At 57.7% G+C, this 24,665-nt stretch carries 29 protein-coding genes and 1 pseudogene; 9 read left to right on the forward strand and 21 right to left on the reverse strand.

Going from position 1 to position 24,665, the window contains the following annotated elements; all coding sequences use genetic code 11:
- The first annotated feature begins 412 nt into the window (after positions 1 to 412).
- Genes ACP6EK_RS00375 through ACP6EK_RS00395 form a run of 5 tightly spaced genes read left to right on the forward strand, consistent with a single transcriptional unit; the run spans position 413 to position 4,933 of the window.
- Positions 413 to 1,903, forward strand: coding sequence for a class I adenylate-forming enzyme family protein (locus ACP6EK_RS00375; protein ID WP_438316310.1), 1,491 nt, complete (start codon positions 413 to 415; stop codon positions 1,901 to 1,903).
- Positions 1,900 to 2,586 carry a lipid-binding SYLF domain-containing protein gene (locus tag ACP6EK_RS00380; RefSeq protein ID WP_438316313.1) on the forward strand — a complete coding sequence of 229 codons (687 nt, stop codon included), beginning with the start codon at positions 1,900 to 1,902 and terminating at the stop codon, positions 2,584 to 2,586. Before ACP6EK_RS00375 ends, ACP6EK_RS00380 begins: the two co-directional genes overlap by 4 nt.
- A gap of 8 nt (positions 2,587 to 2,594) precedes the next feature.
- Positions 2,595 to 2,810, forward strand: coding sequence for a hypothetical protein (locus tag ACP6EK_RS00385; RefSeq protein ID WP_438316316.1), 216 nt, complete (start codon positions 2,595 to 2,597; stop codon positions 2,808 to 2,810).
- 1 nt (position 2,811) lies between these two features.
- Positions 2,812 to 3,696: a 2-hydroxyacyl-CoA dehydratase family protein gene (locus tag ACP6EK_RS00390; RefSeq protein ID WP_438316319.1), complete on the forward strand. Its 885-nt coding sequence runs from the start codon at positions 2,812 to 2,814 to the stop codon at positions 3,694 to 3,696.
- Complete coding sequence (locus ACP6EK_RS00395; RefSeq protein ID WP_438316322.1) at positions 3,689 to 4,933, forward strand: 2-hydroxyacyl-CoA dehydratase subunit D; 1,245 nt, start codon at positions 3,689 to 3,691, stop codon at positions 4,931 to 4,933. Before ACP6EK_RS00390 ends, ACP6EK_RS00395 begins: the two co-directional genes overlap by 8 nt.
- On the opposite strand, the gene ACP6EK_RS00400 is transcribed toward ACP6EK_RS00395, so the two are convergent.
- From ACP6EK_RS00400 to bioB, 3 genes and pseudogenes are all read right to left on the reverse strand, one after another.
- Positions 4,930 to 5,142, reverse strand: coding sequence for a hypothetical protein (locus ACP6EK_RS00400; protein ID WP_438316324.1), 213 nt, complete (start codon positions 5,140 to 5,142; stop codon positions 4,930 to 4,932). The two genes, ACP6EK_RS00395 and ACP6EK_RS00400, sit on opposite strands and share 4 nt — an antisense overlap.
- 52 nt (positions 5,143 to 5,194) lie before the next feature.
- Positions 5,195 to 5,743 (reverse strand): HD domain-containing phosphohydrolase, encoded by a 549-nt coding sequence (locus ACP6EK_RS00405; RefSeq protein WP_438316327.1) that lies wholly within the window; start codon positions 5,741 to 5,743, stop codon positions 5,195 to 5,197.
- Between the two features lie 293 nt (positions 5,744 to 6,036).
- Positions 6,037 to 6,920 (reverse strand): annotated as a pseudogene (gene bioB / locus ACP6EK_RS00410) (biotin synthase BioB).
- A gap of 332 nt (positions 6,921 to 7,252) precedes the next feature.
- On the opposite strand from bioB, the gene ACP6EK_RS00415 reads away from it, so the two are divergent.
- From ACP6EK_RS00415 to ACP6EK_RS00430, 4 genes are read left to right on the forward strand one after another with little or no spacing between them, the layout of a single operon-like run.
- Complete coding sequence (locus ACP6EK_RS00415; RefSeq protein ID WP_438316330.1) at positions 7,253 to 8,344, forward strand: isocitrate/isopropylmalate dehydrogenase family protein; 1,092 nt, start codon at positions 7,253 to 7,255, stop codon at positions 8,342 to 8,344.
- A complete protein-coding gene (locus ACP6EK_RS00420) occupies positions 8,341 to 9,747 on the forward strand; it encodes a B12-binding domain-containing radical SAM protein (RefSeq protein ID WP_438316332.1) in 1,407 nt (468 codons plus the stop codon). The genes ACP6EK_RS00415 and ACP6EK_RS00420 overlap by 4 nt, the downstream gene beginning before the upstream one ends.
- Positions 9,719 to 10,483 carry a fumarylacetoacetate hydrolase family protein gene (locus tag ACP6EK_RS00425; protein WP_438316335.1) on the forward strand — a complete coding sequence of 255 codons (765 nt, stop codon included), beginning with the start codon at positions 9,719 to 9,721 and terminating at the stop codon, positions 10,481 to 10,483. The genes ACP6EK_RS00420 and ACP6EK_RS00425 overlap by 29 nt, the downstream gene beginning before the upstream one ends.
- 6 nt (positions 10,484 to 10,489) lie before the next feature.
- On the forward strand, positions 10,490 to 11,386 hold the full coding sequence (locus ACP6EK_RS00430; RefSeq protein ID WP_438316338.1) for an AEC family transporter: 897 nt from the start codon (positions 10,490 to 10,492) through the stop codon (positions 11,384 to 11,386).
- Here the strand turns inward: ACP6EK_RS00430 and ACP6EK_RS00435 are convergent.
- Genes ACP6EK_RS00435 through flgG form a run of 18 tightly spaced genes read right to left on the reverse strand, consistent with a single transcriptional unit; the run spans position 11,318 to position 24,655 of the window.
- Positions 11,318 to 12,496: a DUF3084 domain-containing protein gene (locus ACP6EK_RS00435; RefSeq protein WP_438316340.1), complete on the reverse strand. Its 1,179-nt coding sequence runs from the start codon at positions 12,494 to 12,496 to the stop codon at positions 11,318 to 11,320. The genes ACP6EK_RS00430 and ACP6EK_RS00435 overlap by 69 nt on opposite strands.
- A gap of 10 nt (positions 12,497 to 12,506) precedes the next feature.
- On the reverse strand, positions 12,507 to 13,592 hold the full coding sequence (locus tag ACP6EK_RS00440) for an LptF/LptG family permease (protein WP_438316343.1): 1,086 nt from the start codon (positions 13,590 to 13,592) through the stop codon (positions 12,507 to 12,509).
- Positions 13,593 to 13,594: 2 nt separating this feature from the next.
- Positions 13,595 to 14,329: an LPS export ABC transporter ATP-binding protein gene (gene lptB, locus ACP6EK_RS00445; RefSeq protein WP_438316346.1), complete on the reverse strand. Its 735-nt coding sequence runs from the start codon at positions 14,327 to 14,329 to the stop codon at positions 13,595 to 13,597.
- Positions 14,326 to 15,033 carry an LptA/OstA family protein gene (locus tag ACP6EK_RS00450; protein WP_438316349.1) on the reverse strand — a complete coding sequence of 236 codons (708 nt, stop codon included), beginning with the start codon at positions 15,031 to 15,033 and terminating at the stop codon, positions 14,326 to 14,328. Before ACP6EK_RS00450 ends, lptB begins: the two co-directional genes overlap by 4 nt.
- Positions 15,030 to 15,587 carry a hypothetical protein gene (locus ACP6EK_RS00455; RefSeq protein ID WP_438316352.1) on the reverse strand — a complete coding sequence of 186 codons (558 nt, stop codon included), beginning with the start codon at positions 15,585 to 15,587 and terminating at the stop codon, positions 15,030 to 15,032. Before ACP6EK_RS00455 ends, ACP6EK_RS00450 begins: the two co-directional genes overlap by 4 nt.
- Positions 15,571 to 16,335 (reverse strand): TlpA family protein disulfide reductase, encoded by a 765-nt coding sequence (locus ACP6EK_RS00460; RefSeq protein ID WP_438316355.1) that lies wholly within the window; start codon positions 16,333 to 16,335, stop codon positions 15,571 to 15,573. Before ACP6EK_RS00460 ends, ACP6EK_RS00455 begins: the two co-directional genes overlap by 17 nt.
- A gap of 14 nt (positions 16,336 to 16,349) precedes the next feature.
- Complete coding sequence (gene csrA / locus ACP6EK_RS00465) at positions 16,350 to 16,595, reverse strand: carbon storage regulator CsrA (protein ID WP_017872700.1); 246 nt, start codon at positions 16,593 to 16,595, stop codon at positions 16,350 to 16,352.
- On the reverse strand, positions 16,567 to 17,019 hold the full coding sequence (gene fliW / locus ACP6EK_RS00470; protein WP_438318776.1) for a flagellar assembly protein FliW: 453 nt from the start codon (positions 17,017 to 17,019) through the stop codon (positions 16,567 to 16,569). Before fliW ends, csrA begins: the two co-directional genes overlap by 29 nt.
- 16 nt (positions 17,020 to 17,035) lie before the next feature.
- Positions 17,036 to 18,202 (reverse strand): flagellar hook-associated protein FlgL, encoded by a 1,167-nt coding sequence (flgL, locus tag ACP6EK_RS00475; RefSeq protein WP_438316358.1) that lies wholly within the window; start codon positions 18,200 to 18,202, stop codon positions 17,036 to 17,038.
- A gap of 10 nt (positions 18,203 to 18,212) precedes the next feature.
- Complete coding sequence (gene flgK / locus ACP6EK_RS00480; protein ID WP_438316361.1) at positions 18,213 to 19,601, reverse strand: flagellar hook-associated protein FlgK; 1,389 nt, start codon at positions 19,599 to 19,601, stop codon at positions 18,213 to 18,215.
- An 11-nt stretch (positions 19,602 to 19,612) separates the two neighbouring features.
- Positions 19,613 to 20,140, reverse strand: a complete 528-nt coding sequence (locus ACP6EK_RS00485; protein WP_438316364.1) for a flagellar protein FlgN — start codon at positions 20,138 to 20,140, stop codon at positions 19,613 to 19,615.
- Positions 20,124 to 20,447, reverse strand: a complete 324-nt coding sequence (locus ACP6EK_RS00490; RefSeq protein ID WP_438316367.1) for a flagellar biosynthesis anti-sigma factor FlgM — start codon at positions 20,445 to 20,447, stop codon at positions 20,124 to 20,126. Before ACP6EK_RS00490 ends, ACP6EK_RS00485 begins: the two co-directional genes overlap by 17 nt.
- A gap of 60 nt (positions 20,448 to 20,507) precedes the next feature.
- Entirely contained in the window at positions 20,508 to 20,915 is a 408-nt protein-coding gene (locus ACP6EK_RS00495; protein WP_438316370.1) for a MerR family transcriptional regulator, read from the reverse strand.
- Positions 20,896 to 21,189, reverse strand: a complete 294-nt coding sequence (locus ACP6EK_RS00500) for a hypothetical protein (protein ID WP_438316372.1) — start codon at positions 21,187 to 21,189, stop codon at positions 20,896 to 20,898. The genes ACP6EK_RS00495 and ACP6EK_RS00500 overlap by 20 nt, the downstream gene beginning before the upstream one ends.
- 10 nt (positions 21,190 to 21,199) lie before the next feature.
- Positions 21,200 to 22,312, reverse strand: coding sequence for a flagellar basal body P-ring protein FlgI (locus ACP6EK_RS00505; RefSeq protein ID WP_438316375.1), 1,113 nt, complete (start codon positions 22,310 to 22,312; stop codon positions 21,200 to 21,202).
- Positions 22,313 to 22,322: 10 nt separating this feature from the next.
- Complete coding sequence (locus tag ACP6EK_RS00510; protein ID WP_438316378.1) at positions 22,323 to 22,916, reverse strand: flagellar basal body L-ring protein FlgH; 594 nt, start codon at positions 22,914 to 22,916, stop codon at positions 22,323 to 22,325.
- Positions 22,913 to 23,860: a flagellar basal body P-ring formation chaperone FlgA gene (gene flgA / locus ACP6EK_RS00515; RefSeq protein WP_438316381.1), complete on the reverse strand. Its 948-nt coding sequence runs from the start codon at positions 23,858 to 23,860 to the stop codon at positions 22,913 to 22,915. Before flgA ends, ACP6EK_RS00510 begins: the two co-directional genes overlap by 4 nt.
- A 6-nt stretch (positions 23,861 to 23,866) precedes the next feature.
- Positions 23,867 to 24,655, reverse strand: a complete 789-nt coding sequence (gene flgG / locus ACP6EK_RS00520) for a flagellar basal-body rod protein FlgG (RefSeq protein WP_438316384.1) — start codon at positions 24,653 to 24,655, stop codon at positions 23,867 to 23,869.
- Between the last annotated feature and the right edge of the window lie 10 nt (positions 24,656 to 24,665).

Here is a 24,665-nt window from a genome sequence, read left to right on the forward strand (position 1 = left end):
CCAGGCGCTCCCAGGCTGCAATCGGCGCCGAAGTCCACGGGAACCTCTCAGCTTGACTCTCCCACAACCCCATGGGCTCTTTGAGCCTTGAAGTTCAACGGGCGCTGAGAGAGGAAGGGAGGTTTTCCGGGAAGTCCATAACGACATCCCGGCGATGCGGAAAGCGGTGAGTGCTTTAGCACGACCTCAAGGCCCTGGCGCAGGGTACGTCCTGGGTTCCTGTGGTATGAGGTGACCGTAATCCTCTGGATAGGTAGGGTTGAAAAGGAGAAACCCATGGTGAGAGAACCAGGAGTGGAGAGAACTCGAGAAAATCCCCCTACGATAGGTTGACACCCATCCAATTCTCCCGCCTGTCACCGGCTTTTTGAGTTTGTGCTACAATGGAAGCAAAAAGGAGAAAAAATGAATCATGCCGGAAACCATTCCCGAACGTCTGGAAAAAATGAGCAGGGACTACCGGGGGAAAGTCGCCATTTCCTTTCGGGGGACGCGGATACTGTACCGGGACCTCCCCGGAATCATCGCCCAGGAAGTAGCGGCTATGCAACAGGCCGGAATACGGCCCGGGACAAGGGTAGTCACGGCCATCGGGAACAGCTGGTATGCCCTCCGATTCTACCTTGCCGCGCTCACTCTCGGCGTCATTCCCATTCCTCTTTCCCCCCGTACCCCGGAGGACATGCAAGTGAACATCCTCCGTGCCGCCTCGGCGCAGTTCCTCCTCCGTGAAGCCCCCCTCAAAGACCAGGACGTCCCCTGCGCTATCCTGAGGGAGAACGGGGAAATTTCCTACCCCTCGACCCTCCTCCCCTCTTCCATACCCCTTCCAGAGCTCGAAAGCCCTGTAGCGGCCCTCTTCTGCACTTCGGGAACTACAGGAATGCCGAAACTCGTCATGCTCACCCACCGGAACATCCTCTCCGACATCGACAGTTGCTTCGACCTCGTCGATATCTCCCCCGAAGACCGGATGCTCGGGGTTTTGCCCATGTTCCACGTCTTTGGGTTCTCCATCGCCTACCTCCTCCCGCTCATGAAGGGCATGACGCTCACCATTGTCCCCTCCCTGTATCCCCTTGAAGAGTTTGTCACCGCCTTGCGGGAGGACCAGTCCACCGTTTTCCTCGGTGTTCCAGCAATCTTCTCCATTCTCACCGGTGCCCGGAGAAAGACCTCCTTTGACCTCCATCCCCTGCGACTTCTCATCTGCGGGGGCGATGCGCTGCCCTCAAGGGTGCGGGAGGCCTTTGAGGAGGCCTTTGGACTCTGCATCATTGAAGGATACGGCATCACCGAAGCCTCTCCGGTGGTGGCCGTGAATCCCTCTCCTGAGGCGCGCGTTCCCGGTTCTGCAGGACCAGTCATCAGTGCTATACGCCTGCGAATCGTCAACGACGCAGGAGAAGACCTGGGCACAAACGAGGTTGGAGAAATCCTCCTTGCCGGAGACCCCGTTTCTCCCGGGTACTTCGCCAACCCCAAAGAGAACGCTCAAGCCTTCCGGGAGGGGTGGTTCTGCACAGGGGACCTGGGGAGAATAGATGAGCAGGGAATCCTCTACATCGAGGGACGGAAAAAGGAAGTGATCATTGTCTCCGGTTTCAACGTGTATCCTCAGGAAGTTGAGGAAGTCCTCCTTGGCTTTCCCGGGGTGGCGCAGGCTGCAGTGGTAGGCGTCAAGAGAGAACTCCGGGGAGAGATGGTGAAAGCCTACATTGTGCCCCAAGAAGGAGCTTCTCTCACGCCCCGAGAGATTGTGGATTTTTGCCGGAAACACCTTCCCCCTCACAAGGTGCCACGCCTTGTGGAAATCGTTCCTGGACTCCCCCAGACAGCCACCGGAAAGGTGATGAAATACCTCCTCACCCAGGCTGCTTCGGAGAAGGAGTACGAGGTATGAAGCTTTTTGCGCTTTTTGGAGCTTTGTGTTTGCTCTGTACTTCCCAGGTTCTCGCTCTCTCTCCCGGAGAAGACCTCATCAACCGCTCCATTGAAGTCCTCTACGAGCTTTCCCGTTCCCTTGATCGCCGGATTCTCCTGCCTCTTTTTGAGAACGCCCAGAGCATCGCGATTTTCCCCGAAGTGAAACGAGTCGGACTCTTTGTGGGCATCGCTCAGGGCGAAGGGGTGGTCTTTGCGCGGGGCAAGGACCGAAAAACCTTTTTTGGACCAGCGTTCTACACCCTTCAGGGGGTCAACCTCGGGGTCCAGGTGGGCATCCAGTCCCAGGATATCATCCTCTTCATCATGCGACGGGTAGCCTTAGAGACCCTATCTCGGGGGTACGCAGTCCTTGGAGGGAATCTCTCCGTCACCCTGGGACCAGCGGGACGGGGAGTTTCCGTTGCCCTGGACTCTGAACTCTCCTCACCCTGCTACGCCTACGCCCTCTCCCGGGGGGTGTTCCTTGGAGTTACCCTTGAGGGAACAAAGCTCACCGAAAACGTAAAGCTCAATGAGAAGTTCTGGGGGCGAAAGGTTGAGGCGGCAACCATTCTCTCACAGTTTCTGCCCCCTGACTTTGCCTCACGGAACCTGGAACGGTTCCTGAGAGACCTCGCCAAAGGAGGTGAAAAACCCTGATCCGCATCTTGTGGTCGCTCATTGTTTTGGTGTTCCTTGTGGCGCTCTTTGCCATCCTCTTCCACACCCTTCCTCTCTTCTTCCCCTTTTTCCTGGGAAGCCTGGCGTTTCTTTTCGTTTTCCTCCTCGGCGTATTCCTCTTTGGCTGGGCGCTGCTTGTAGTGTTCCCTTTTGTCCTTGCTGGACTCACACTCTGGGCAATTCTCTGGGCGTTCGTCTTCTGAAATGCGCACTCTGGGGTACTTCTGCCGCTACGTCCCCCAGGAGCTCCTTGAAGCCTGTGGCTTCACAGCCGTATTCTTCAAACCGGATTTCTCAAGCCCTCAGTTCTCCTCCCTTCCCGTTCCCTTCTGTGCGCTCTGCAAGACCTTCATCAGCTGGGCCCTGAACCACAGGGAATTCTCGGGGTTTGTTGTTCCCCTGGCATGCGATGCCTCCCGGAGGACTTACGAAATCCTCAGGGCGCTCTCTATTCCGGCTCTCCCCCTTGACGTTCCCGCTCTGGCCGGGGAAACGGCCGTAGAGCGGCTGACCAAAAACCTGAACGAGCTTGCCCGGGAGCTTCTGGCGCAAAGTGGCCGCTCCTTTCTGGAATTCACCACATCCTTAAAGCAAGCCTTAGAGGAAACGCTCAGGCAAAGGGAAAGGTTCTCTCGGGAATGGGAAGAGCGCCGGAGGGCGTCGGACCGTATTCCTCTTCTGCTTTCGGGCTCGCATTTCGCCCACGCGCTTTTGCCCCTTCTTGAGGAGAAAGGGTTCCTGGTTTTTCCGGATCTCCCCGAAAACCGGTTTCTTCTCGGCGAAGAACCTCTGTCTCTCACCGCATCTCCCCTTGAGGACCTGGCACGCTTTATCCTCCACCGCCTTCCCTGTCCGCGGCTTTCCGGCCCTGCACGAAGAATAGCGCTCAAAAGGCTCCGTGGTACTCTTGGCCTGCGTGGAATGGTAATAGTCTTCTCCAAGTTCTGCGACTTTCAGCTTTACGATATCGGGCTTCTTGGGCGAAGCTTTGGTCTTCCCGTGCTCTGTCTTGAACACGACACCACCCCGTCTTTTCCTCAGTGGGAAACGCGACTTGATGCCTTCCGGGAGATGATTCTCCATGGATGACATTCCCCCAGTGCTTCTTCGGATTCTCCGCTTCCTTTTTGAACGGAGAACGCTTTTCCAGCTCCTTAGGCCGTACGAGTGGTGGCTTCGCCGGAAATACCCCAATCCAGCGCTCCCACAATTCTCCTACCAGGTGACTATCCACACCATCCGTAACCTTTACGGAAGGCGAGGGAAAATCGCCTGGGCCAGCCTCTTCTTCCCTTCGGAATTCCTCCACGCCGCCCACCTCATCCCCTTTTACCCTGAAATCGCCACCGGACTCGTCGCCGCCCTGCGTTTTGCCCAGCTTCCTCTTGCTGCAGCCGAGAAGGCCTGGTTTTCCCAGGACCTCTGTAGCTACCACCGGGGAGGTATCGGCATGAGCCTGCTCCGGCTCTTTCCCCGACCGGACTTTCTCTTTGCCACTTCAAGCATCTGCCACGGGACGGTAGGATTCTTTGAGGTCCTACGGGAAATCTGGAACGTTCCCCTCTTTCTCGTAGATGTCCCGAAGCAGTGGACCCGGGACGCGGAGAGGTACGTCGCCGAACAGCTCACCAATATCGCCAGGCGTTTAGAAAGGGAGTGGCATGTCCGCTTTGTGTGGGACAAACCTTTCTTGCTCTCTAACAGAACCCGGGAGATTCTCCTTGAAGTAGAGGCACTGCGCCAGAGGAAAGACCGGATGCTCCTTCCCCCAACCAAAAACCTCGACTACCTCCCGTACTACTACGAATTCCTGGGTGAGGAGACATCACGCTGCTTTGCCGAACGCCTGAAGGAAGAACTCGCAAAACCCTCCAAAACCCTGCCACATCGTCTCATCTGGCTTCACCTCAAGCCCTTCTACTCAGGCGAACTTCCGGCCCTCCTTGAAAAGCTCGGCCTCGGGGTGGTGTACGAGGAGTTCACAACACCCTTCCCCGAGGAACTCTCTCCCTCTTCGCCCCTGAAGTCCCTGGCGCGGAAGATTCTCTGGGCCAGCGAAATCCTGGCCACTTCCCGGGGGCGCATATCGGGAATTCTCGAGGCGCTGAAGAGGTACGACGCAGAGGGCGTCATTCAGTGCACCCAGTGGGGGTGTCGCCAGAGCCAGGGAATGGTCATGCTTCTTCGGGAAAAACTCCTTGAGGCAGGGTATCCGGTGCTCTTTCTTGATGGTGACCACCTCGACCGGCGACACAGCGCCCCGGAGCAACTCCGTACACGTCTTGAGGCTTTCCTTGAGGTGCTTGAAGGAAGGGGGAGCTTCTAATCCTCAAAAGTGAACCTCTTTTCCTGGAAAATCCGAAGACAGGCATCAAACGCAGCCTCGTCGTAGAACACGCCCCGCCCAGGAGCAATCTCCCGCAGGGTCTCCTGCAGCTCCAGTGCAGAGCGGTAAGGGCGGTAGTATGTCATGGCTTCCACCACATCGGCCACGGCAAGAGTACGGGCTTCAACGAGGATTCCCCCGAAGGCCATGAGGGTATCCGGAGCCGTTCATCCGCTCGTGGTGCTCAAGAATGGCCTTCGCTTAGGGAGCCAGAAGCTCAACCGAGGAAACGATGTCGTAACCCTTTTTAGGATGCTCCTCCACAATAGCCCGCTCAAGAGGCGCAAGCTTCGCCGGTTTGTTCGGAATTTCCCCGGGAATGGCAATCTTGCCAATGTCATGAAGGAGACCAGCGATGGAAACTTCACGGATTTTTTCCTCCGAAAACCCCATCTCCCGGGCAAGAACCCTTGCAAGCCGTCCGATGGTCTCCTCAGCGCTTGCAAAACCCAGGATTCGCACCATTGCCGGGTTGGCATCGAGAATCGTCCCTTCCCGAGAGGTGTGGTAAAGACCCAGGGGAACATTGTCGAAAAGACGCTGGTACTGAACGTGAAGCTCCAATGAGAGCCGTTGTACAGCCAAGAGATTCTCCACCCTGGCCTTCAGCTCCGTCTGGTCAATGGGAGTGGTGATGCCCTCATCCACCACAACCCACAGAAAGTGCATCGCCAGACCAAGGTCTCCCCGGGAGGTGACGAGCATAGAGGGGAGAAAGAGCGGAGCCTCCTGCTCTCTGCGTTTTTGCATCACCGCCCTCAAGGACCGAAGCACTGGCCTATCCACGATGCCCAGGGAGAAATCCTCCTCAAGCAGAGCCCTCTCAAGAGAACCTGTGGGAGAAAAGGGAAGATGATTCCACGAGCAAGGGTGAGAGGAGGAAGCTGCTGTTCCTGGAGTCTTTAGGGAGTAATGCCTGACCAAGCATCCGTCGAACTTTAGACCCAGGGTCAGCTCATGGAACGATGGGGAACTGAAAGATGAAATATCCACGTGATCCTTGGTACGAGCTTTAGCCTAAAGATACGCGGTCAACAACTTTCCTAAGCCGGGGCTATGACGAGGCCAAGGTCTCTGATCATTTCCAAATCCAAGGAGGATTCTCGACCTTGGGTGGTGAGGTAGTTGCCGGTCATGAGGGAATCGGCACCCGCCAGAAGACCCAGGGGCAGGAGTTGTCGCAGGGTTTTTCTTTCCCGCCACAGAGCCTAATGTTCTTGTCGGGAAGGATAAAACGAAAGACCGCCACGCTCTTCAGGGCTTCCCAGGGTTCCATAAGGGGTCGATGCTCCAGAGGGGTACCTGGAATGGGGTTGAGAACGTTCAGGGGAACAGCATCAACATCCAGCTCGCGAAGGAGCAAGGCCAGTTCCACCCTTTGGGCCGGGGTTTCCCCCATGCCCAGGATACCTCCACAACAAACCTTCAACCCTGCTTCCTTAGCTACCTCAACGGTAGCTATGTCCTCGGCAACGTCGTGGGTGGTACAGATTTGGCGAAAGAAACTCGGCGCTGTTTCCAAGTTGTGATGGTACATACAAAGCCCGGCTTCCTTTAACTCTCTGGCCTGTTCCGGTGTGAGGAAGCCAAGGGAAGCGTCAGGCCAGATTTTTCCTTCCGTAGCGATAACCTCAACTGCCCGAAGGATTTCCCGCCACTCTTCTAGAAGGCTTATTCTGGCGCCACTAGTGACGATCCCGAAGCGGTGGACCCCACTGGCTGCGGCACTGCGGGCGCGCCTTATCAGTTCTTCAGCAGGAAGAAGAGGGTAGACGTCCACTGCCGTGCGGTGGTAGGCGGACTGAGCACAGAAGGCGCAATTTTCTGTGCAACGCCCAGACTTGGCGTTGACAATGGAGCAGAGCCCAACAGCAGCTCCCTTGTAGACCAGGCGTATCCGGTGGGTCGCTGCAAGCAGGTCCATCATAGCCTCTTGTGGCAGGTTATAACCATAAGTTTAAACAAGGTTAACGTATTTCTCAACTCTATCCCTCAAAACCCTAGCGGGGTCAGAAAGTGCAGGATTCATAGAGAGCGATGAAGCTCAGACAATAGACGTATAGGTATTTGAACAGAACGAATGCCGGATTGCAAGGTACGCAGGAACAAACCACAAACCAAAATCGCAACAAATCCTGACCAAGTCCAGGGGCTAAAACCACTCGGATAGAGCTGATACAGGTCCTACTTTCCTGAACTTGCAAAGCGTGCCGCAGTTCGCTAACATTCCCTTACAAAGGAGACAAAGGAGGTTGCGCCATGTACCGGGTGACGCTGATACCGGGAGACGGAACCGGACCGGAAATCATCGAAGTTGCGACAAGGGTCATTGAAGCCACCGGGGTACCCATTGAATGGGACATCCAGGAAGCCGGTGCAGAGGTCATCGAAAAGTACGGTACTCCCCTCCCGCCACAGGTTCTTGAGTCCATCAGGCGAAACGGTGTCGCCCTGAAGGGTCCCATCACCACACCTGTGGGGACAGGGTTCCGGAGTGTGAACGTCGCGCTCCGGAAAGAGCTCGACCTCTACGCCTGCGTCCGGCCCTGTAAAGTGTACCCGGGCGTCCGTTCCCGCTACGAGAACGTTGATCTTGTGGTCATCCGGGAGAACACCGAGGACCTCTACGCCGGAATTGAGTTCGAGCGGGGCAAACCCGAGACTCTGGAATTCATCGCCACCGTGGAGCGCCTGGGGAAGGGGAAAATCCGTCCGGATTCTGGCATCAGTGTGAAACCTATCTCGGTCTTCGGTGCTGAGCGCATCGTGCGATTCGCCTTCGAGTACGCCCGAAAGCACAGGCGGAGAAAGGTCACCGCAGTCCACAAGGCCAATATCATGAAGTACTCCGACGGGCTTTTCCTCGAAGTCGCCCGGGAAGTGGCCAAGAATTACCCCGATATCGAATTCGAAGACCGCATCGTCGATAACATGTGCATGCAGCTTGTCCAAAAGCCCGAACTCTACGACGTCCTTGTGCTCCCGAACCTCTACGGAGACATCGTCTCCGACCTTGCCGCCGGACTCGTCGGAGGACTGGGAGTGGCCCCGGGAGGGAACATCGGGGACCACTATGCGGTTTTCGAACCGACCCACGGGAGCGCACCGAAGTACAAGGGGCTCCACAGGGTGAATCCCATCGCCACCATCCTCTCGGGGGTCATGATGCTCCGCCACCTCGGAGAGGAAGAAAGAGCGGATCTCCTCGAGCGTGCCGTGGCCGCCGTCATCCGGGAGGGGAAAAAGGTCACCTACGACCTGAAGCCTGACCCCAGCGACCCAGAAGCGGCGAAAACCTTTGAGGTGGGTGACGCCATCATCGAAAAGATGGAGGAGCTGAAAAGAGGATGAGGGTACTCCTCGTCCAGCCCCCATCTCCGGGAATTTACGATCTCATCGGCCTGAAACTCCCACCCCTTGGTCTGGCGTACCTTGCGGCGTCATGCCGTACCCACCACGAGGTTGCCATTGTGGACCTCCAGGTTGAGGATGCAAAGCGCTTTGAGGAAGAACTCAGGCGGTGCGACCTCGTGGGCATCACGGCGACCACAAGCACCTTTCCCGAAGCCCTCCGGATAGCCCGGAAAGCCAAAGGCGAAGGCCGATTGGTGGTCATGGGTGGATACCATGTCACCTTCAGGGATGAAGAGGCCTTAAGAAGTGGCGTGGTGGACTACGTTGTGCGGGGGGAGGGAGAGGAAATCTTTGTGGAACTCCTTGAAGCCCTGGAGCGGGGAATGTCCCCGGAGAACGTTCCGGGTATTTCCTTCCTGCGGGAGGGGACAGTCTTCCGCACGCCCACTTCTTTGCCACCCCAGGACCTCGATGTCTTGCCTTTCCCGGCCCGGGACCTCCTGCAACTCTCCAAGTACTGGATGACCCAGCTTGAGGGAGAACCCCTGGTGAACGTCCTGACGAGTCGCGGATGCCCTTTTGCCTGCAAGTTCTGCGCCTCCTCCCACTTCTCGGGAAGGAAATGGCGGGCCCGCTCTCCGGAGAATATCCTCCGGGAGCTTGAAACCCTCTACTTCGACTGGGGATTCCGGGCCGTGGCCTTTGTGGACGATAACTTCACCCTGCAGCCTGAACGGGTGGAGCGCCTCTGTGAGGAGATCGAGCGACGACGTCTGAAACTCCGGTGGTGGTGCTTCTCCCGGGCGGACACCATCGTCCGCCATGAGTCCCTGGTGAAAAAGATGGCGAAAGCCGGACTTCGCATGGTGTACCTTGGTCTTGAGAGCGCCGAGCGGGCCATTCTCGAAGACTACGGGAAGCAGCTCACCCAGGAGGTAGCCAGGAAGGCCCTGGAAATCCTCCGCAAGTACGGAGTAAAAAGCTGGGGGTCGTTCATCCTTGGAAGCCTCCGGGAAACGAAGGCCACCATCCGGAAAACCGTTGAATTCGCCCGGAAAATCCGCCCCGATATCGTGCAGTTCTCCCTCCTCACGCCTTTTCCCGGAACGGCGCTTTTTGAGGAGCTCCAGAGGGAAAACCGCATTCTCCCCCTCAGCTGGTCGCTCTTTGACGGTGCCCACCCCGTGGTGAGGCTCGACACCTTAAAGCCCGGGGAGCTCCGTCGACTGCTCATCTCGGCGTACCTTGAGGTGTACCGGGGATGGCATGCCCTGCCACAGGCTGTGCAATTTTTGCGGAAACTCTGTACTGTGAAGATTCCTTTCCTTGCGCGTTTTAAGGAACAACGCTATCTGAAGGAGCGGATGAACCGTGAAAATCCTTCGCTTTCTGCATCCTGAGCGACGCACGCCCTCCTGGGGAAGGCTCCTTGAAGGAGACGTGGTCGAGGAAATCACCTCTCCCTTTGGAAAGGGAACAGGACGGGGAGCACGCTTCTTCCTTAGGGACCTCCGGATCCTCCCTCCCGTGCGACCGAGCAAAATCGTGGCCGTGGGCCTCAACTACAAAGACCACATCGCTGAGCTTGGCCAGAGCGTTCCTGAAAACCCTATCCTCTTTTTGAAGCCCCAAACAGCGGTCATCGGGCCGAAAGAACCGATTCTCCTTCCTCCCTGTTCCAGCCGGGTGGATTACGAAGCAGAACTTGCGGTGGTGATGAAACGACGAGCCTTCCGCCTGAAGAAAAGTGAGGTCCGGGACTACATCCTCGGCTACACCTGCTTCAACGACGTCACTGCTCGGGACCTCCAGACCAAAGACGGGCAATGGACACGCGCAAAATCCTTCGATACTTTCGCTCCCCTTGGTCCCTGGATTGAAGATGAACTCGACCCGGAGGACTGCACGGTACGGTGTTTTGTGAACGGCACCCTGAAGCAGGAAGGCAACACCCGGATGCTCCTTTTTCCGGTGGAGGAGCTCATCGTGTTCATTTCGGAAATCATGACCCTTCTTCCCGGGGACGTCATCGCCACGGGAACCCCAAAGGGTGTTGGACCGCTTGCTCCCGGGGATGTTGTGGAAGTGGAGGTTGAGGGTATCGGCATCCTGCAGAATCCTGTAGCCGCAAGGTAGGGCACAATGAGCCAGGTCCTCGGGTTGATGTTTGCGCTCATCGGCCTTGGGTTTCTCCTGCGGGTTCTCCGGGTTTTCCCGAAAGAAACCGCTCCTTTACTCAATCGCTTCGTCCTCTACGTGACCTTCCCGTGTCTTGTTTTCCGCTCCCTCCAGGGAGCCACCTTAGACCGGAGGCTGTGGGGCATCCCACCCCTGGCCTACATGGCCATCAGTGCCCTCTTCCTCCTCGCTTTCCTCATAGGGTCGAAGGGTTTCCGCCTTCCCCCCAGGCGGGCAGTGAGTTTTGCCATGGGCGCAGCCTTTGGGAACACCGCATTCTTAGGATACCCCTTCATCCTTGCCCTCCTTGGGGAAGGGGGGTTACCGGCAGCCATCTTCTATGACCAGCTCGGGAATTTCCTCTCAGTCTACACCCTGGGGGTAACGTTTTGCGTGTTCGGGAAAACGGGGAAGTTCTCGGGGAAAAACGCCGCGGAATTCCTGAAACTCCCTCCCTTCAACGCCTTCCTCCTGGCGCTCCTCCTCAACGGTCTTCCCTTGCCACCCTTTCTCCTTGGCGTCATTAACCGTCTGGCTGATGCCACCGTTCCCCTCACCATGGTGGCCATCGGCCTTGCCCTCTCCCCTGCCAGCCTCTCCAAAGATGCGCCACTCCTTGGTGCCTCAGCCCTCCTCAAGCTCCTTCTCCTTCCCCTTGTGGCTTTAGGGCTTGTGAAGCTCTTCCCCCTTCCCCCGCTTTATGCGAAGGTCCTTGTGCTCCAGTCGGCCACACCGACTCTGGTGAGCTCCTATGTCTTTGCCTCGGTGTATGAACTCGACACCGAACTCTCCTCAAGCATTATCTGCGTAACGACGCTCATCGCTTTGGGAAGTCTTCCCCTCTGGAATCTCCTCTTTTAGCCTCAGGAAAACCCTCATGGGGCCAGCCACGAAGATGTCCCCTTCGGCCACTGCCTCAAGGACTACCGTTCCTTCCCGCTTCTCGAGCTCCTGGCGTATCTCGCTCAGGTTCACCGCCGAAATCACTCCCACCTTTCCTTCCTGGGGGAGAACCCCTCGCTCTACCCCCAGGACGTTGAGGTCCCGGAGCATTTCTGCAAGCACCAGGTCAGGACTGGTCTTCCCCCGCTCAAGCGTCAGCTCCTTCTTCAAGAGCACCTCACCCTGGGCAAAGATTTTCCGGTTCTCATCAATCACAAAGCGGGCGACGACCGGCTCTCCCCGGAGGGTGTTGAGGGCGGCCACAAGACGCACCACGTACTCCTTCGTTGCCTTAGAGAGCCTCTGCACCGCTTCCCGGAAGTTCATTTCCTGGACGAACACCACCCCCCTCCCTTCCCGGTCCTGCCCCGCTCCCCGCGCCTGGGCAACAACCGTTGCCCGCTGAATGAGGGCAAGGAGGAAGTTCTCCGCCTCTTCTTGAGTCATTCCCGGCTGGGCCACCACACGCAGGATTTCCTCTTCATCCCGGAAGACAATCTCTCCTTGTCGCACCGCCAGGAGATTGGCCCGAAGACGGGTAAGCTCCATCTGCAGAGACTGGATTTCATCCTGGAGGGTTTTCCGCTGCTTCTCAAGTTCAGCAACACTCTGGGAAAGCGACTTCACCTGTTCCTCAAGGCTGGCTTTGGAGATCGAGAGCTCCTTCTCCTTCTCCGAGAGCACCGTGACCTGTTCCTCGTACATCTTGACGGTCCTCTGCATGTGCTCAAGCTGGGCATTCCGTTCCAGAACCTCCCGGTTCAGCAACTCAAGCTGTGCCTTGAGTTCCTCCATGCCAAAAAGTGCCGTACGCACGTCTTTTGAAGCCAGGCTCAGAATGGCAAGCGTCACCGTAGAGATGAGAATCCCCGTGAGGATGCTCACAAGAATCGCCGTATAGCGGGGACGGAGGGTGAGAACCGAGAGCTTTCGCTTGCCGATACGACGGCCGAGGAAATCTCCCACGTAGGCAATGACACCGCTTAGAAGGAGAAGCACCAGAACAAGCAGGAAGCCACCTGTACCCATTTGTGCCACCTCACTGTGCAGCATCCCGCCTAAAGAGGAGCACACTCCCCCCGAGGCTTCCGAGGATATTCGGTATCCACGTCCCGAGAAAAGGAGGGAGCACTCCCCCTTCGGCGAGGGTGCTCATGATGGAGAAGAGGACGTAGTACCCGAAAACGATGAGAATGCTCAACCCAATGCCTAAAGCCTTCCCCGAGCGGGGCGAAGTAATCCCAAGCGCCACACCAAGAAGGGCAAAGACCAGCGCCGCAAAGGGGATAGCGGTTTTGTGCCAGAGGAGAACCTCAAGGCGTCCCGTAGCCTGACCACGGGCTCTCTCCCGGGCAATGTAGGCCCGGAGTTCTGCAAAGCTCATCTCCTGGGGGCTTTTCCTCGTTTTGAGGACGCCCGAAATGGTTTCCTGTGTTTTTGCCCTTTCCCGGGTGAAACGGACGACCCGCTCGACCTCACCGCGGTCGTTCACCTCGTAGTACACCCCATCCTCAAAGACCCACTGACCGTCGGTCACCCGGGCCCGGGCTGCGTTGATGATGCGCCGGAGTTTCTCTTTCTGGTATTCTTGGACCACGACCCCCCGGAGGGTTTCATGACGGGAGTCTATTTCCCGGACGTAGAAAATGCGCTCCACACCCTCCTCGCTGACGTCCCGGAAAAACGTCCGTTCCTCCACCGGCCAGGAAAATCCCCCTTCAGACCAGATTTCCTTCAGTTTCAGTGCTGCAAAGGGGAGCGCAACTTCCTGGAGAAGAACGGTCCCCACGCACACCCACAGGGCAAAGAGGAAAAAGGGGGCAAAGAACCGGATAAGGCTCACCCCGCAGGACCGAAGGGCGATGATTTCACTGTCTGCGGCCATCCTTCCAGTGACAAGAAGCACCCCCAGAAGCAGCGCCATGGGGAGGACGTAGACGAGAAGTTGAGGGAGGCTCAGGAAGAAAATGGCCACAACTCTCTCCCCCGAAAGACCCTCCCGAAGCCACATCCGGGCCAGGCGAAAGAGGAGATCTCCCGCACTCAGAATGGCCACAAAGAGGCAAACCCCAAAGAGAAACGACCCACTGACCTGCCTGAGTACGTACCGGTCAAGCACCTGCATGCTCAGAGATTGAACCGCTCCCCAAGGTAGTACCGGCGGCTCAGTTCCGATTCGATGATTTCCTTCGGTGTTCCTGAAACCAGGATCTTCCCCTCAAAGATAATGTAGGCCCGATCGGTTATGGCCAGCGTCTCCCGAACGGCGTGGTCGGTGATGAGGACACCAATACCTCTTCCGGCCAGCCCCCGCACGATGTTCTGGATGTCCTCCACGGCTATGGGGTCGATGCCCGTGAAGGGTTCGTCAAGGAGGATGAAGGAAGGGGAGGTAGCCAAAGCCCTGGCAATCTCCAGACGCCTCCGCTCACCACCTGAGAGGAGGTTGGCTACCGACTTCGCCAGATGGGCGATACCAAACTCCTCAAGGAGCTCGTTCCTCCGCCGCACCACCTCTTTCCGGGAAAGTCCCTGCATCTCCAGGACAAGATCGAGGTTCTCCTGAACCGTAAGCCGGCGAAAGACTGAGGGCTCCTGCGGGAGGTACCCAATACCCATGCGGGACCGGAGATACATGGGGAAGTGGTTGAGCTCAAGGTCATCAAGGAATACCTGTCCCCCAGTGGGTCGGACAAGACCGACGAGCATATAGAAGGTGGTGGTTTTCCCCGCACCATTGGGGCCGAGGAGTCCCACGATTTCCCCCCTGCGAACCGTAATGTCGACCTCATGCACCACCCGTTTCTTGCCGTATTCCTTTGTCAGGCGCCGACCAGAGAGTACGTTCCAGTTCCGTTTCATTGTGCCTCTTCCTTGGGAGGGACAAGGAAAATCTCCACGTTACCCTCCACTTTTACCTGAAGGGTATCGAGGTTGACCGTGATGCGTTCCCCCCGAAGACGGTTGCCCTCCCGCTCAAGCTCCGCTTCCCCCTCAAGGATCAGGAAACTGGACCCCTCGGTGTACCGCGCCCGCTTCGCACTCCCCCGCCACCCCTCCCGCTGGACCACCGCATCCTGTCCTTGCCAGGCTTTCTCGGCAAAGCGGTACTCTGCCCGGGAAAAGACCACCTGAAAGCCCCGGAAGGTGAGAGCAGGATTCCCCGTGAACACCGCCACACCCTGAAGGAAATCGAAAAGCCCTTCCCGAGCCCCAAAGCTCATGTCCTTCCCGGTCCCCGAAAGGTCCAGGACATGAAGGGCATTGGCCTTTCGGGAATAGGAGAGGGAGCCGATACGGACTGTAAGGCCATCGAGGAGGGCGGTGATATCACCGCTTGAGCGGACCTCCTGGGCCTTGACGTCCACCTCGAGGGTGGGGCAGAAAACCTCGAGGTTCTTCCAGCTCAGGGTGGCCTTATGGGCCACGATCTTCCCCGTTTTTTCGTCGTACTCTGCCTCCTGAGTCCGCACAAGGAGCACGTTTTCTTCTTCTCCCCAAAGTCCCCACACCGGGACGAACAAAGCCAAAGCGAAACATCCCAGAATCAGAAGCCATCGACTCATGGTTTTCCCATCTCCAGCCGCACCACAACATTCCCCCGGAGGTACGCCTTCTTCTCCGCTACATTATAAACCAGCTCTCCACACTCTGCCCTCACTCCCTGACCGACAAAGCGCGCCTCTACCACCGAGAACTCCTCTCGCTCTCCCTGCCAGCTGAGCTCCCGCCCGAAAAACCGCTCCCCAGTCGTCACACGGCAAAGTTCCACACCCTCGAGGAACACGCTCTGTGTCCCAAGGAGAACACGCCCCGTCTGGGCCCGCACCTCATAAAGCGGCATACCTCCGCTAAAGAGTGTTCCGACAATCGAGGACAGCACCACCGTGTCGCCCTGTTTTTCAATGTGCGGAGCCCTGAGGGCCCACTCCCTGCCTCTTGCGCTGACTTTCGTCACCTCGGCTTCCTCAAGGAGGATTGTCGTCTGCTTTTCCTCTGCGGGGGGTTCCTGAAGGGTCACCGAGTGGGGGATGACAAAAAAGTACCCAACAAGCAACCCCAAAAGGACAAGGGAACCCAGAAAGAGCAGTACCCCCCCGGAGTCACTCTTTGGCACCATCGACCAGGAGGTAGTACACACGCCGGAAACCTCTGCCCGCCAGGGAAGCGGCAAAGGCTTTCCCTTCGGCGCTGGTTGCCGCAAGAATAACGTAAACGCCCTGGGGGTCAAGGTGGGAGAGGTCATCCTCTCCTGTTACGGTCTTGTAGCGGAGGCCTGGCTTCTCGGGAAAGGGGTTCGTGCCACGCTCCCGGAGATCCAGAAGCACCACTCCCTCAAGGACCTCAAGGAGGTTCCGGACCTCAGGAAGCAGAAGACCCCGGAACCACAGGATGCGATCGAGTTTCCTCCGGACAGTGGCTTCATCGCTTCCCCCAAGAATCACATCGGCAATCTTCCCCTGGGGGTCGATGAAAAAGAGCGTGGGAAGTCCAAAAATCCGATATGAAAAGGCGGTTTCTCCCCGCTCGTCAAGGAGGACAGGAAAGGAAAGGCCCAGCCCTTCCACGAAACGCCTGACCTTCTCCTCTGGCTCCTGCAGGTCAACGCCAAGAACAAGCAGAGACGCCTTTTCCCGGTACTCGCGGTAGAGCTTTTCAAGAAGCGGCAACTCCCTCTCGCAGTACGGACACCAGGTGGTGAAGAAAGACAGAATGACGGGCTGGCCCCGAAAGTCGGCGAGGGTGTATTCCTTCCCGTCAAGGCCGGGGAGGCGAAAAGCCGGTGCTTCCTGAGCTCCAGCTTGAGGAAGAACACATGCCACCACAAAGAGCACGACAAAAAGCCCGAAAACTCTCCGAATACGCATGAAAGTAGCCTCCTTCAGGTTCGCGGGGCATTCTGGGGGAGGAAAATCTCTTTGAGGGTGTGCACCATCTCTTCAGAGGCAAAGAGAGCATCCCGGTTCTTCTGCACGAGAGACCGGTAGAGTTCTTCCCGGTAGATGGGGACGTCCTTTGGGGCAAGGACCCCAAGACGGACCTTCCCCCGTTCAATGGCGACTACCCTGACCTCAATGGTATCGCCGATGCGAATGCTCTCATTGACCCTCCGGGTGATGACCAGCATTGACTTCCGCTCCCTGCCCCTTGAGGACGAGGGGGTGATACAGGGTGTACCGTTCATCCTCAAGGATGATTTGCTTCCCCATCTTCAGAGTACAGTTTATCACAAGTGGGGCCAGAAGGTTAACACCTATTTCCTGAGGAGAACGGACACTCATGATGGCGAGAACGATGACCTCGTCACTCTTTGTGATTCCCAGGGCCTCGCATTCAGAGGAGGGAATCTCCACCTCGTACCCCGGGAAACACACAAAGGGGTCACACACGGCAAAGACAATGTCCGGGTCGTCCACGCTCTGCAGCCAGAAAAACCCCCGATCCTCGAGGAGGAGAAAACGGTGGAGGTGCTCAAACCCGGGAATACCCCAGGGGAAAAGGAGGATTTTGTTCTCCTCAACCTCAATGTCGCCGAAATACCTTGTGGTCACCTTCAAGGCGCTTCCCTCACCGCAAAAAGTCAAGGAGTGTCGGTTGCATGAGTCTTGCCGCGGCTGCCAGGGCCATCTGGTACACATTCTGATGCTCCTGAAGCTGCACCACGACCTCGGCAACGTCGATGTCCTCGTCAAAGGAAAGGAGCTTTTTGAAATTCGTGGTGAAGTCCCCGAAACGGTTCAGAGCGTTCTCCAGGCGAAGTGTGCGGGCACCGACTTCCGCCCGGACCTTCAGGAGGAGATCCAGAACCTGGTCCAGTTTCTCCAGGTCCTCTCCGGAAACGAGGTCCACCCGGTTCTCCCGAAGATGCTCCGCAAGGTCCCGGACCACCTTGAGCATCCCCGAGGCTTCCCGGGAGTTCGCAGGATCCAGGAGCCCCCAGTTTGCTAAGGGTGTCCCCAAACGGTCCTCAAGGATGAGAGGGTCTTCGGTCCGGGAACGCAGGAAAAGTCGCTTGCCGTCGGTGAAGGCGTACACCTCTTCCTTGAGGGCCGGATCCTCGTTGATGCGGCGGACAAGGTCCTCAAGGGTCGTCATGGTGCCATCGATTTCGATTTCCACACCGTTTATGGCAAAGCGTTCTCCCGCTGTCAGCGTTATACCTTCGTTACTCTGGACTTCAAACCCCCGGAAGAAGAGGTCATCCCCGGGCACCCCAATCGTCACCACCACTCCCTCGCTGATTTCCCTCTGGATGGATGCTCCGTTCCCCTGATACGTAAGGCGGCCACCAGCAAGAACAAAGGGCGTGGTGAGGGTTTCGGTTCCGGAAAATATGTACCTACCAGCATAGGCGGTGTTGCCAATTCCCGCAAGTTCCTCAAGGTACTTCTCCACCTCGGTGGCGATCATGGCGCGGTCCTCAGGAGTGAGTGTTCCGTTCGCCCCCTGAACGGCCAGCGTCCGCACCTTCTGGAGGACGCTGGTGGCCTGATCAAGACTTGTGTCGGTGAGGTTGAGCCAGCTCAGCCCGTCCTCAACGTTTGCAGTGTACTGCTCGAGCTTTCGGATGGATGTGCGCAGAAGGAGCACGTGGTTGAGCTTCACCGGGTCGTCCGAGGGACGGCGGAGGGTTTTGCCCGAAGAGAGCATATCCTGCACCCGGAGGAGCCTTTCCGTGATGCTATAGAGATTCGCCATGACCTGGTTTGTAACCATCCGATGGGTAACCCGCATCCTCTCACCTCTACCTGATCCTGTTCACTAAGGTGTCGAGCATCTCATCGATGGTACGCACAAGAAGGGAAGCCGCCTGGTACGCATACTGGTACCGGATGAGGTTGGTCATCTCCTCATCAAGCGACACTCCCGAAATCGACTCCCGGCGGTTCTCAAGCTGCTGCACAAGAAGCTCCTGATTTTTGGCGATGCGCTGGGCCTCCTCCCGTTCCACTCCCAGACGGGAAACAATCCCCCGGTAGAAGTCGTCAGGGGTGGACCCGCTGACCACGGGTTGACTCCGAAGCCGGGCAATGGCCAGGGCGTTTCCCCCATCTCCCGGAGCACCACTCAGGGAGGCTGCGATCTTTTCCGGGTTTTCGAGAATCTCCGGGCTCACCGCAAGGTCTTTCGCCCCATCTCCGATGAAGAAGTCCCCACCCCTTTGGGGTGGTTCCTCAAGGGTGAAGCCCTGAGCATGCACCCCGTTGACCGCCTCTTTGAGCCCCCTGGCCAGGGTATCCAGGGCTTCCTGGTACTTCGGAACAACAACATCTCGAAGGTCGAGAATCGCCTTAAGCTCCCCGTTCTGGTACGTGAAGTCCACCCGAGGACCGTTCTCCAAAAAGACCTCGTACATGCCCGAGGCATTCGGGGAGAGACTGAGGAAACTCCGTTCCCGGTCGTTCACAAGAATCCTCCCCTGGAGCACGATGGTGTAGGTCCCGTTCTGGTTCTCTTTGACCTGAACAGTGAGGACCTTCGAGAGATTCTCGACGAGAACGTCAAGCTGGTCTTTGTAATCGTTGATGTTGCCCCCTGCTGGGGCTATCCGGACAATCTGCTGGTTGAGGTCGTAAATCTGCTGGATGTAGTTGTTCACCTCCTGAACCTTTATGGCCACCTCTTCGTTGAGTTCGTTCCTTTGGGTCTCAAGCTGCATGTAGGCGTGGTTCAGCGCCTGCGCAAGGAGACTCCCGGTCTCGGCCACGAGGACCCGGGAAGCCTGGGACTCGGGAGACTTGGCAAGCTCCTGCCAGGTGTTCCAGAAGCGGTCAAAAATCTGGGAAAGGCCGCTCTCGCCCGGTTCCCCAAAAATCACCTCAATCTGTTCCAGCCCCTTGTCTATCGTGTTCCAGTACGCTCCAGTACGGGATTCCTGGCGAATCTGCAGGTCCAGGAATTCGTCCCGCATCCTCCGGATTTCGTCCACGTCGGTCCCAAGACCTACGTTCTTGAGATGAGGTGGAACGAAAAGGCCACTCAGGGGAACGGTTTCCTGCAAGAGGTGGGGAACCTGGCGGGTGTACCCTGGGGTATTGGCGTTGGCGATATTGTGGCTTGTGACGTTCATCGCTGCCTGGTGTGCCTGCAGCGCCTTTCGGGCAATTTCCAGTCCGAGGAAGATGGTGCGCATATCCTTCCCCCCTACACGACGCCGTCAATGAGAATCCCACGGACGCCACCCCTGTACTTCTCACCCCGTGGGGGTCCGTAACAGGGGCTGTTTTTCTCTTCCTGCCGCTCTACCTCCCGGAGGAGTAAAGAGAACACCACATCGATGTAGTTCAGAACATCCTCAATGAGCAGGGCATTCTGCCGGTTGAGCTCCTGGAGCTCCCGAACCACCCGGTTGAGCTCCCCCTGAAGGACATGGAACTCCTCCTGGAGATCCGCATCGGCAAGCTCGAAAACCCTTGAGAGGCTCATCTCCTGCTCTTCCGGGAAGAACCGCCGTTTCATCTCCTCCCAGATGTTGCCCAACCGCCTCTCCACCGCGCAGGTTTGAAAGACCAGTTCCCCCTCTTCCTCAAGGAGGGGCACAAGGGCCTCAATGTCGTTTTTGAGGAGGAGTGCCTGCTTCTTCCGGGCAATCTCAAGAAGCCTCTCTTGGAGCCCGAGTTCCCTCCTGAACCCCTCGAGAAGATGCAGGAAGTACTCACGCCGAGTGGTCAACACGTTCACCCTCACTCACGATGAAATCCACCGCTTCGCGGTAGAGCATCTTTCGGGCAATCTCCACACCGCCTGGGTGGTACTGACCCTTCTCAAGGCGTTCCCGGAAAGCCACCACGAGTTCCTGCCGGATGGGGGGAATCTCCCGCAGGCGTTCCTTCAAGACGCTCATCCTCTGGGCCTCAAGGGAGAGGGCGAGGGAATCGCCTTGAGGAGATACCCGGAGCGCTTCTCCTCGCTTCTGTCCTCTGGCTCTCTCGACGTACACCTGGAGAAGGCTTTCTACCTGATTCCCAGAAATCTTCACGCTCCATCCCCTCTTTTCTTCCCCTTCTGCCCCTATATATCGACGCCTTTTGAGTTTTCTTTAGCCCTGTTCCTTCTTTTTCTTCAGCGCATCTTTAAAGTAGAAATCAGGCCCTGAGGGCTTTTTCTTCTCTCCGCTCTGGACGAGCTGGGCAACTTTCCGGCGGCACTCCTCACAGAGACGCCCCGTAAGGATAGGCTTGCCACACCGCTCGCAGAAAAGCTCAAGGACAGGCTGCGCCTCAGACGCAACCTGCAACCGTCCCTCTTTCACGAACTCCAGAATCACCTTTCTCTCTACGCCAGTGGCCTCGCTGACCTCTTCAAGCCGTGCCTTGGGATGCCGGCGGAAGAACTCCTTCACCTTCTGGAATTCCTCTTCCTCTTTGGCCAGACACGCCGGGCAGAGGTCTCGCTCGATGACCTTCTGGAAAATCGCCCCACACCGCTTACACTTCGCCAGGGTCACGGAACTTCCCCTCTTTCACGAGACGCTCGAAAAGGAACTTCCCCAGACCTACCCCTCCTTGGGCACTCGCCCTTTTGGCTACCTCCTCGACCCAGAGCTCCCGAAACCACAGCTCCTCCCGGCTTGAGAGCGAAGAAGAGAACACCGGCACAAACGCCCGTCTGAACACAAACCCCAGGAAGAAGGCCTCGAAATCACTGCAGGCCTTTTGCATCATTTTCAACGATTTTTCCTCTCCTGTCAAATACCCTGAGCACTTCCCCTCAATGCGCATACACCATCCCTCACTGAATCACGAGTTCTCCCTGCAGCGCCCCTGCCTCTTTCAGAGCCTGGAGAATGGCGATGAGGTCTCTTGGGCTCACGCCTAAAGCGTTGAGCACCCGTACAAGGTCATCGATGGTATTGCCTGACTCCACCCGGAAAAGACGGGCTTCCTGCTCCTCCACCTGAACCTGTGTCTCCGGTACCACCACGGTTTCCCCCGGCGAGAACGGCGGGGGCTGGGACACCTCGTACTGGGTTCTGATGGTCACGGTGAGATTCCCGTGAGCCAAAGCCACGGGGAGAATCCTCACGTTCCCCCCGATGACGATGGTCCCAGTGCGTTCGTTCACCACCACCCGGGCCGGCGCGTCAGGCATCACCGGAATTTCCCCCAGAAACGCCACAAGCTGGGACACCTGGTCCCGGTAGCGCTCGGGGATGCGCACCTCCACCCGGTTTGCATCTAAAACCCGGGCTGCATCGCCTCCAAGCTCCACATTGATGGCCTGAGCGATGCGGGAGGCGGTGACAAAATCGGGGTTTCGGAGAAGGAGGGTGAGGGTTCCCCGGGCAGCGTCGAAGAAATTCGTCTCCACCGTCCGTTCCACAATGGCCCCGCCGGGAATCCGGCCCACCGTGGGGTGGTTCCTCTGCACCTGGTTTCCCCCTCCTCCACCAACGTTGAACCCTCCGATGGAAACCGGCCCCTGGGCCACCGCGTACACCTTTCCGTCCACCCCTTTGAGCGGGGTGAGGAGCAGCACCCCTCCCTGGAGGCTTTTAGCGTCCCCCAAAGAAGAAACGGTGCAGTCGATGCGCTCCCCGTTCCGGACAAAGGGAGGAAGCTCTGCGGTCACAAGAACTGAAGCGACGTTTCGGGAACGCACAAGCTGTGAGTCAACAGGGATACCGAACTTCGCCAGGACGTTCGCCAGGGCCTGGTTGGTGAAGAGGGTGCTCTGGCTGTCTCCGGTGCCCGAGAGCCCCACAACCAGCCCGTACCCCACGAGTTGATTCCCCCGCACACCCTCGATGTCGGTGATATCCTTAATCCGCACCACCTCTGCCCGAAGGGGCAACGCCAGAAGAACGCAGAAGACGCTGATGAGAACTCCAAAAAGCCGCCTCATCTTCTCCCCTCTAAAAGAGCACGTCAAGAATGGAACCGAAAAGTCCCTGGAGCACCCCCAAAAGGCCACTCTGTTTTTTGGGCTTGAGCGTTCCTTCAAGACGAATCACCACGTCCATCACCTGGGTGGAAGAAATGGTGTTCTGTGGCGAGAGCAGACGGGGATCGATGGTTCCCTCAATACTCAGGGTTTCCCGCTCTTTATTGAGGAAGATTTCCTTTTTGCCCGCAATGCGGAGGTGACCGTTCTCGAGAACCTCGACAACCCGGCAGGCGATGACACCACTTAAGGTGACACCCCGGCTATACGAACGCTTCCCTGTTTGAGAACTCTTGTGGTTGAGCTGCGCCGGGGGAAGAAAATCAAAGATGCCCTGGCCTGCTTGAAGCCCAACCTGCGTCTCGTTGCTGCCCTGGGATGAAGCTGTAGCCGTTCCCTTGGTCTGTTCTTCAAGGATCACCGTGACCACATCTCCGACGTCCCTGGCCCGTTCCGCCACGTAAGGTTCCGAGAACCACCCATCGTCCCGCCAGAGGGACTCCCCGAAGGCCACACCTCCGAAAAGAAGGGAAAGACCAACAAGACAACCGAAAAGCCACCTCACTGGACCACCACCCGCACAGTCCGCTCATCAACAACGATGCCCTCCACCCTCTTCCGGGAGGAGGTGTTCTCAACAACAATGCGATCTCCTAAGGTCCCTTCCCCCCGGGCCTTCCCTGTGGTCGTCACCACAATGCCCCCGTACTCTGCCACCATGGTCACAAGGTCCCCTCGCTTAATAAGGACGTCCTTCCCCAAAGCGGTGGGCACAACAGGATCCCCGGCTCTGATGGTCTTCCGCACCGGTTTCCCCAGAACCTCTTCAAGGGCGGTGCAGGCCTTCTCAGTTGCAAAAGACACCGGCTCAACACTCACGGCAACGTCCTCCGGGCCAATGGTCGCGCGAGCGGTTAGGTCTTTCCTGGCCCGAACCACAGGACGGTAGATCGAAAGAGCGAATCGCACCGTTTTCCTCTGCGTCCCATCCTCTGCAACAATATCCGCCCCCTGTACCCCCCAGGGTTTCAGGGTCTCTGGGAGCACCACCGTAAACTCTGGGGTGGGGAGGGTAATCCCGGACTCCTCAAGGAGGGTTACCTCAATTCGCTCGGCTTCAGGGAAACGTTCCTGTAAAGCCTTGCGAATCTCATCCTCAAGGGTTTCCCGGACTACCGGCACTCCTCCTCGCCGCACCCGGGAGACACTGGCCCCGGAGAAGTAGATGTAGTCAAGACCCGGAACCCCCTGCCTTACCACCCGGGCGTAGATTTCCTGGGGCGAAATCACCCGCTCTCCCTGAGAAGGCAAAGCCCCAAGGCTCAAGCCCCGCAGAACCTTCTCCCACCGGGGATCAGGATACAAGACCTCGGCGATATCCCCGAGTGTGAGGGTCTCCTGAAAGACCACGACCTCCTCCCTGAGGCGCACCTCAAGGGTCAGCGCAAAGGCCAAAGACACCGCGCTTAAAAGGCCAAAAAGCACAAAAACCCCCACCCACAGCCGCAAACGGCCTCACCTCTTCATATTGTTGGTGATGCTCATCATCTCGTCGGCCGTGGTGACCGCTTTGGCGTTGATCTCGTAAGCTCTCTGGGCAGAAATCATCCGGACCATCTCCTCCACAATCTGGACGTTGGAGGTCTCGAGAAACCCCTGGGCCAGCGTCCCGAAACCCCCAAGTCCTGGGGTTCCCACCTGGGGATCGCCTGAAGCTGCTGTGGCCACGTAGAGGTTCCTTCCAATACTCAGGAGTCCTGCGGGGTTCACAAAACGGACCAGTTCAATCACTCCGACTTCCTGAGGTTCCGTCTCCCCGGGCATCTTCACCGTAACCGTCCCGTCCTGGGCGATGGTGATGGACTCAGCTTCCTGAGGAATGGTGATGGGAGGCTCAAGAGGGAATCCATCGCTTGTGACCATCCTTCCCTGGGCATCGAGCTTAAAGGACCCGTCTCTCGTGTAGGCCACCGTTCCGTCAGGGAGAAGGACCTGGAAGAACCCATCCCCCTCGATCACGAGATCCAGCGGATTCCCAGTTTCGTAGACATCACCCTGGGAGAAAATCTTCTGAATGGCCGCCGGGCGTACCCCAAGACCCACCTCAATGCCCGAAGGAACCTGGGTCTCGGGAGAGGTGGGGGTTCCCTTGAAGCGGATAACCTGGTACATGAGGTCCTGGAAGTCCACCCGGCTCTTCTTGAACCCCGTGGTGTTGACGTTGGCGAGGTTGTTGGCAATCACATCGAGGTCGAGTTGCTTGGCCTGCATCCCCGTGGCCGCCGTCCATAGCGCTCGAATCATCGCTCTCCTC

The organism is Candidatus Caldatribacterium sp. SIUC1 (assembly GCF_051549785.1).
Taxonomy (GTDB): Bacteria; Atribacterota; Atribacteria; order Atribacterales; family Caldatribacteriaceae; genus Caldatribacterium.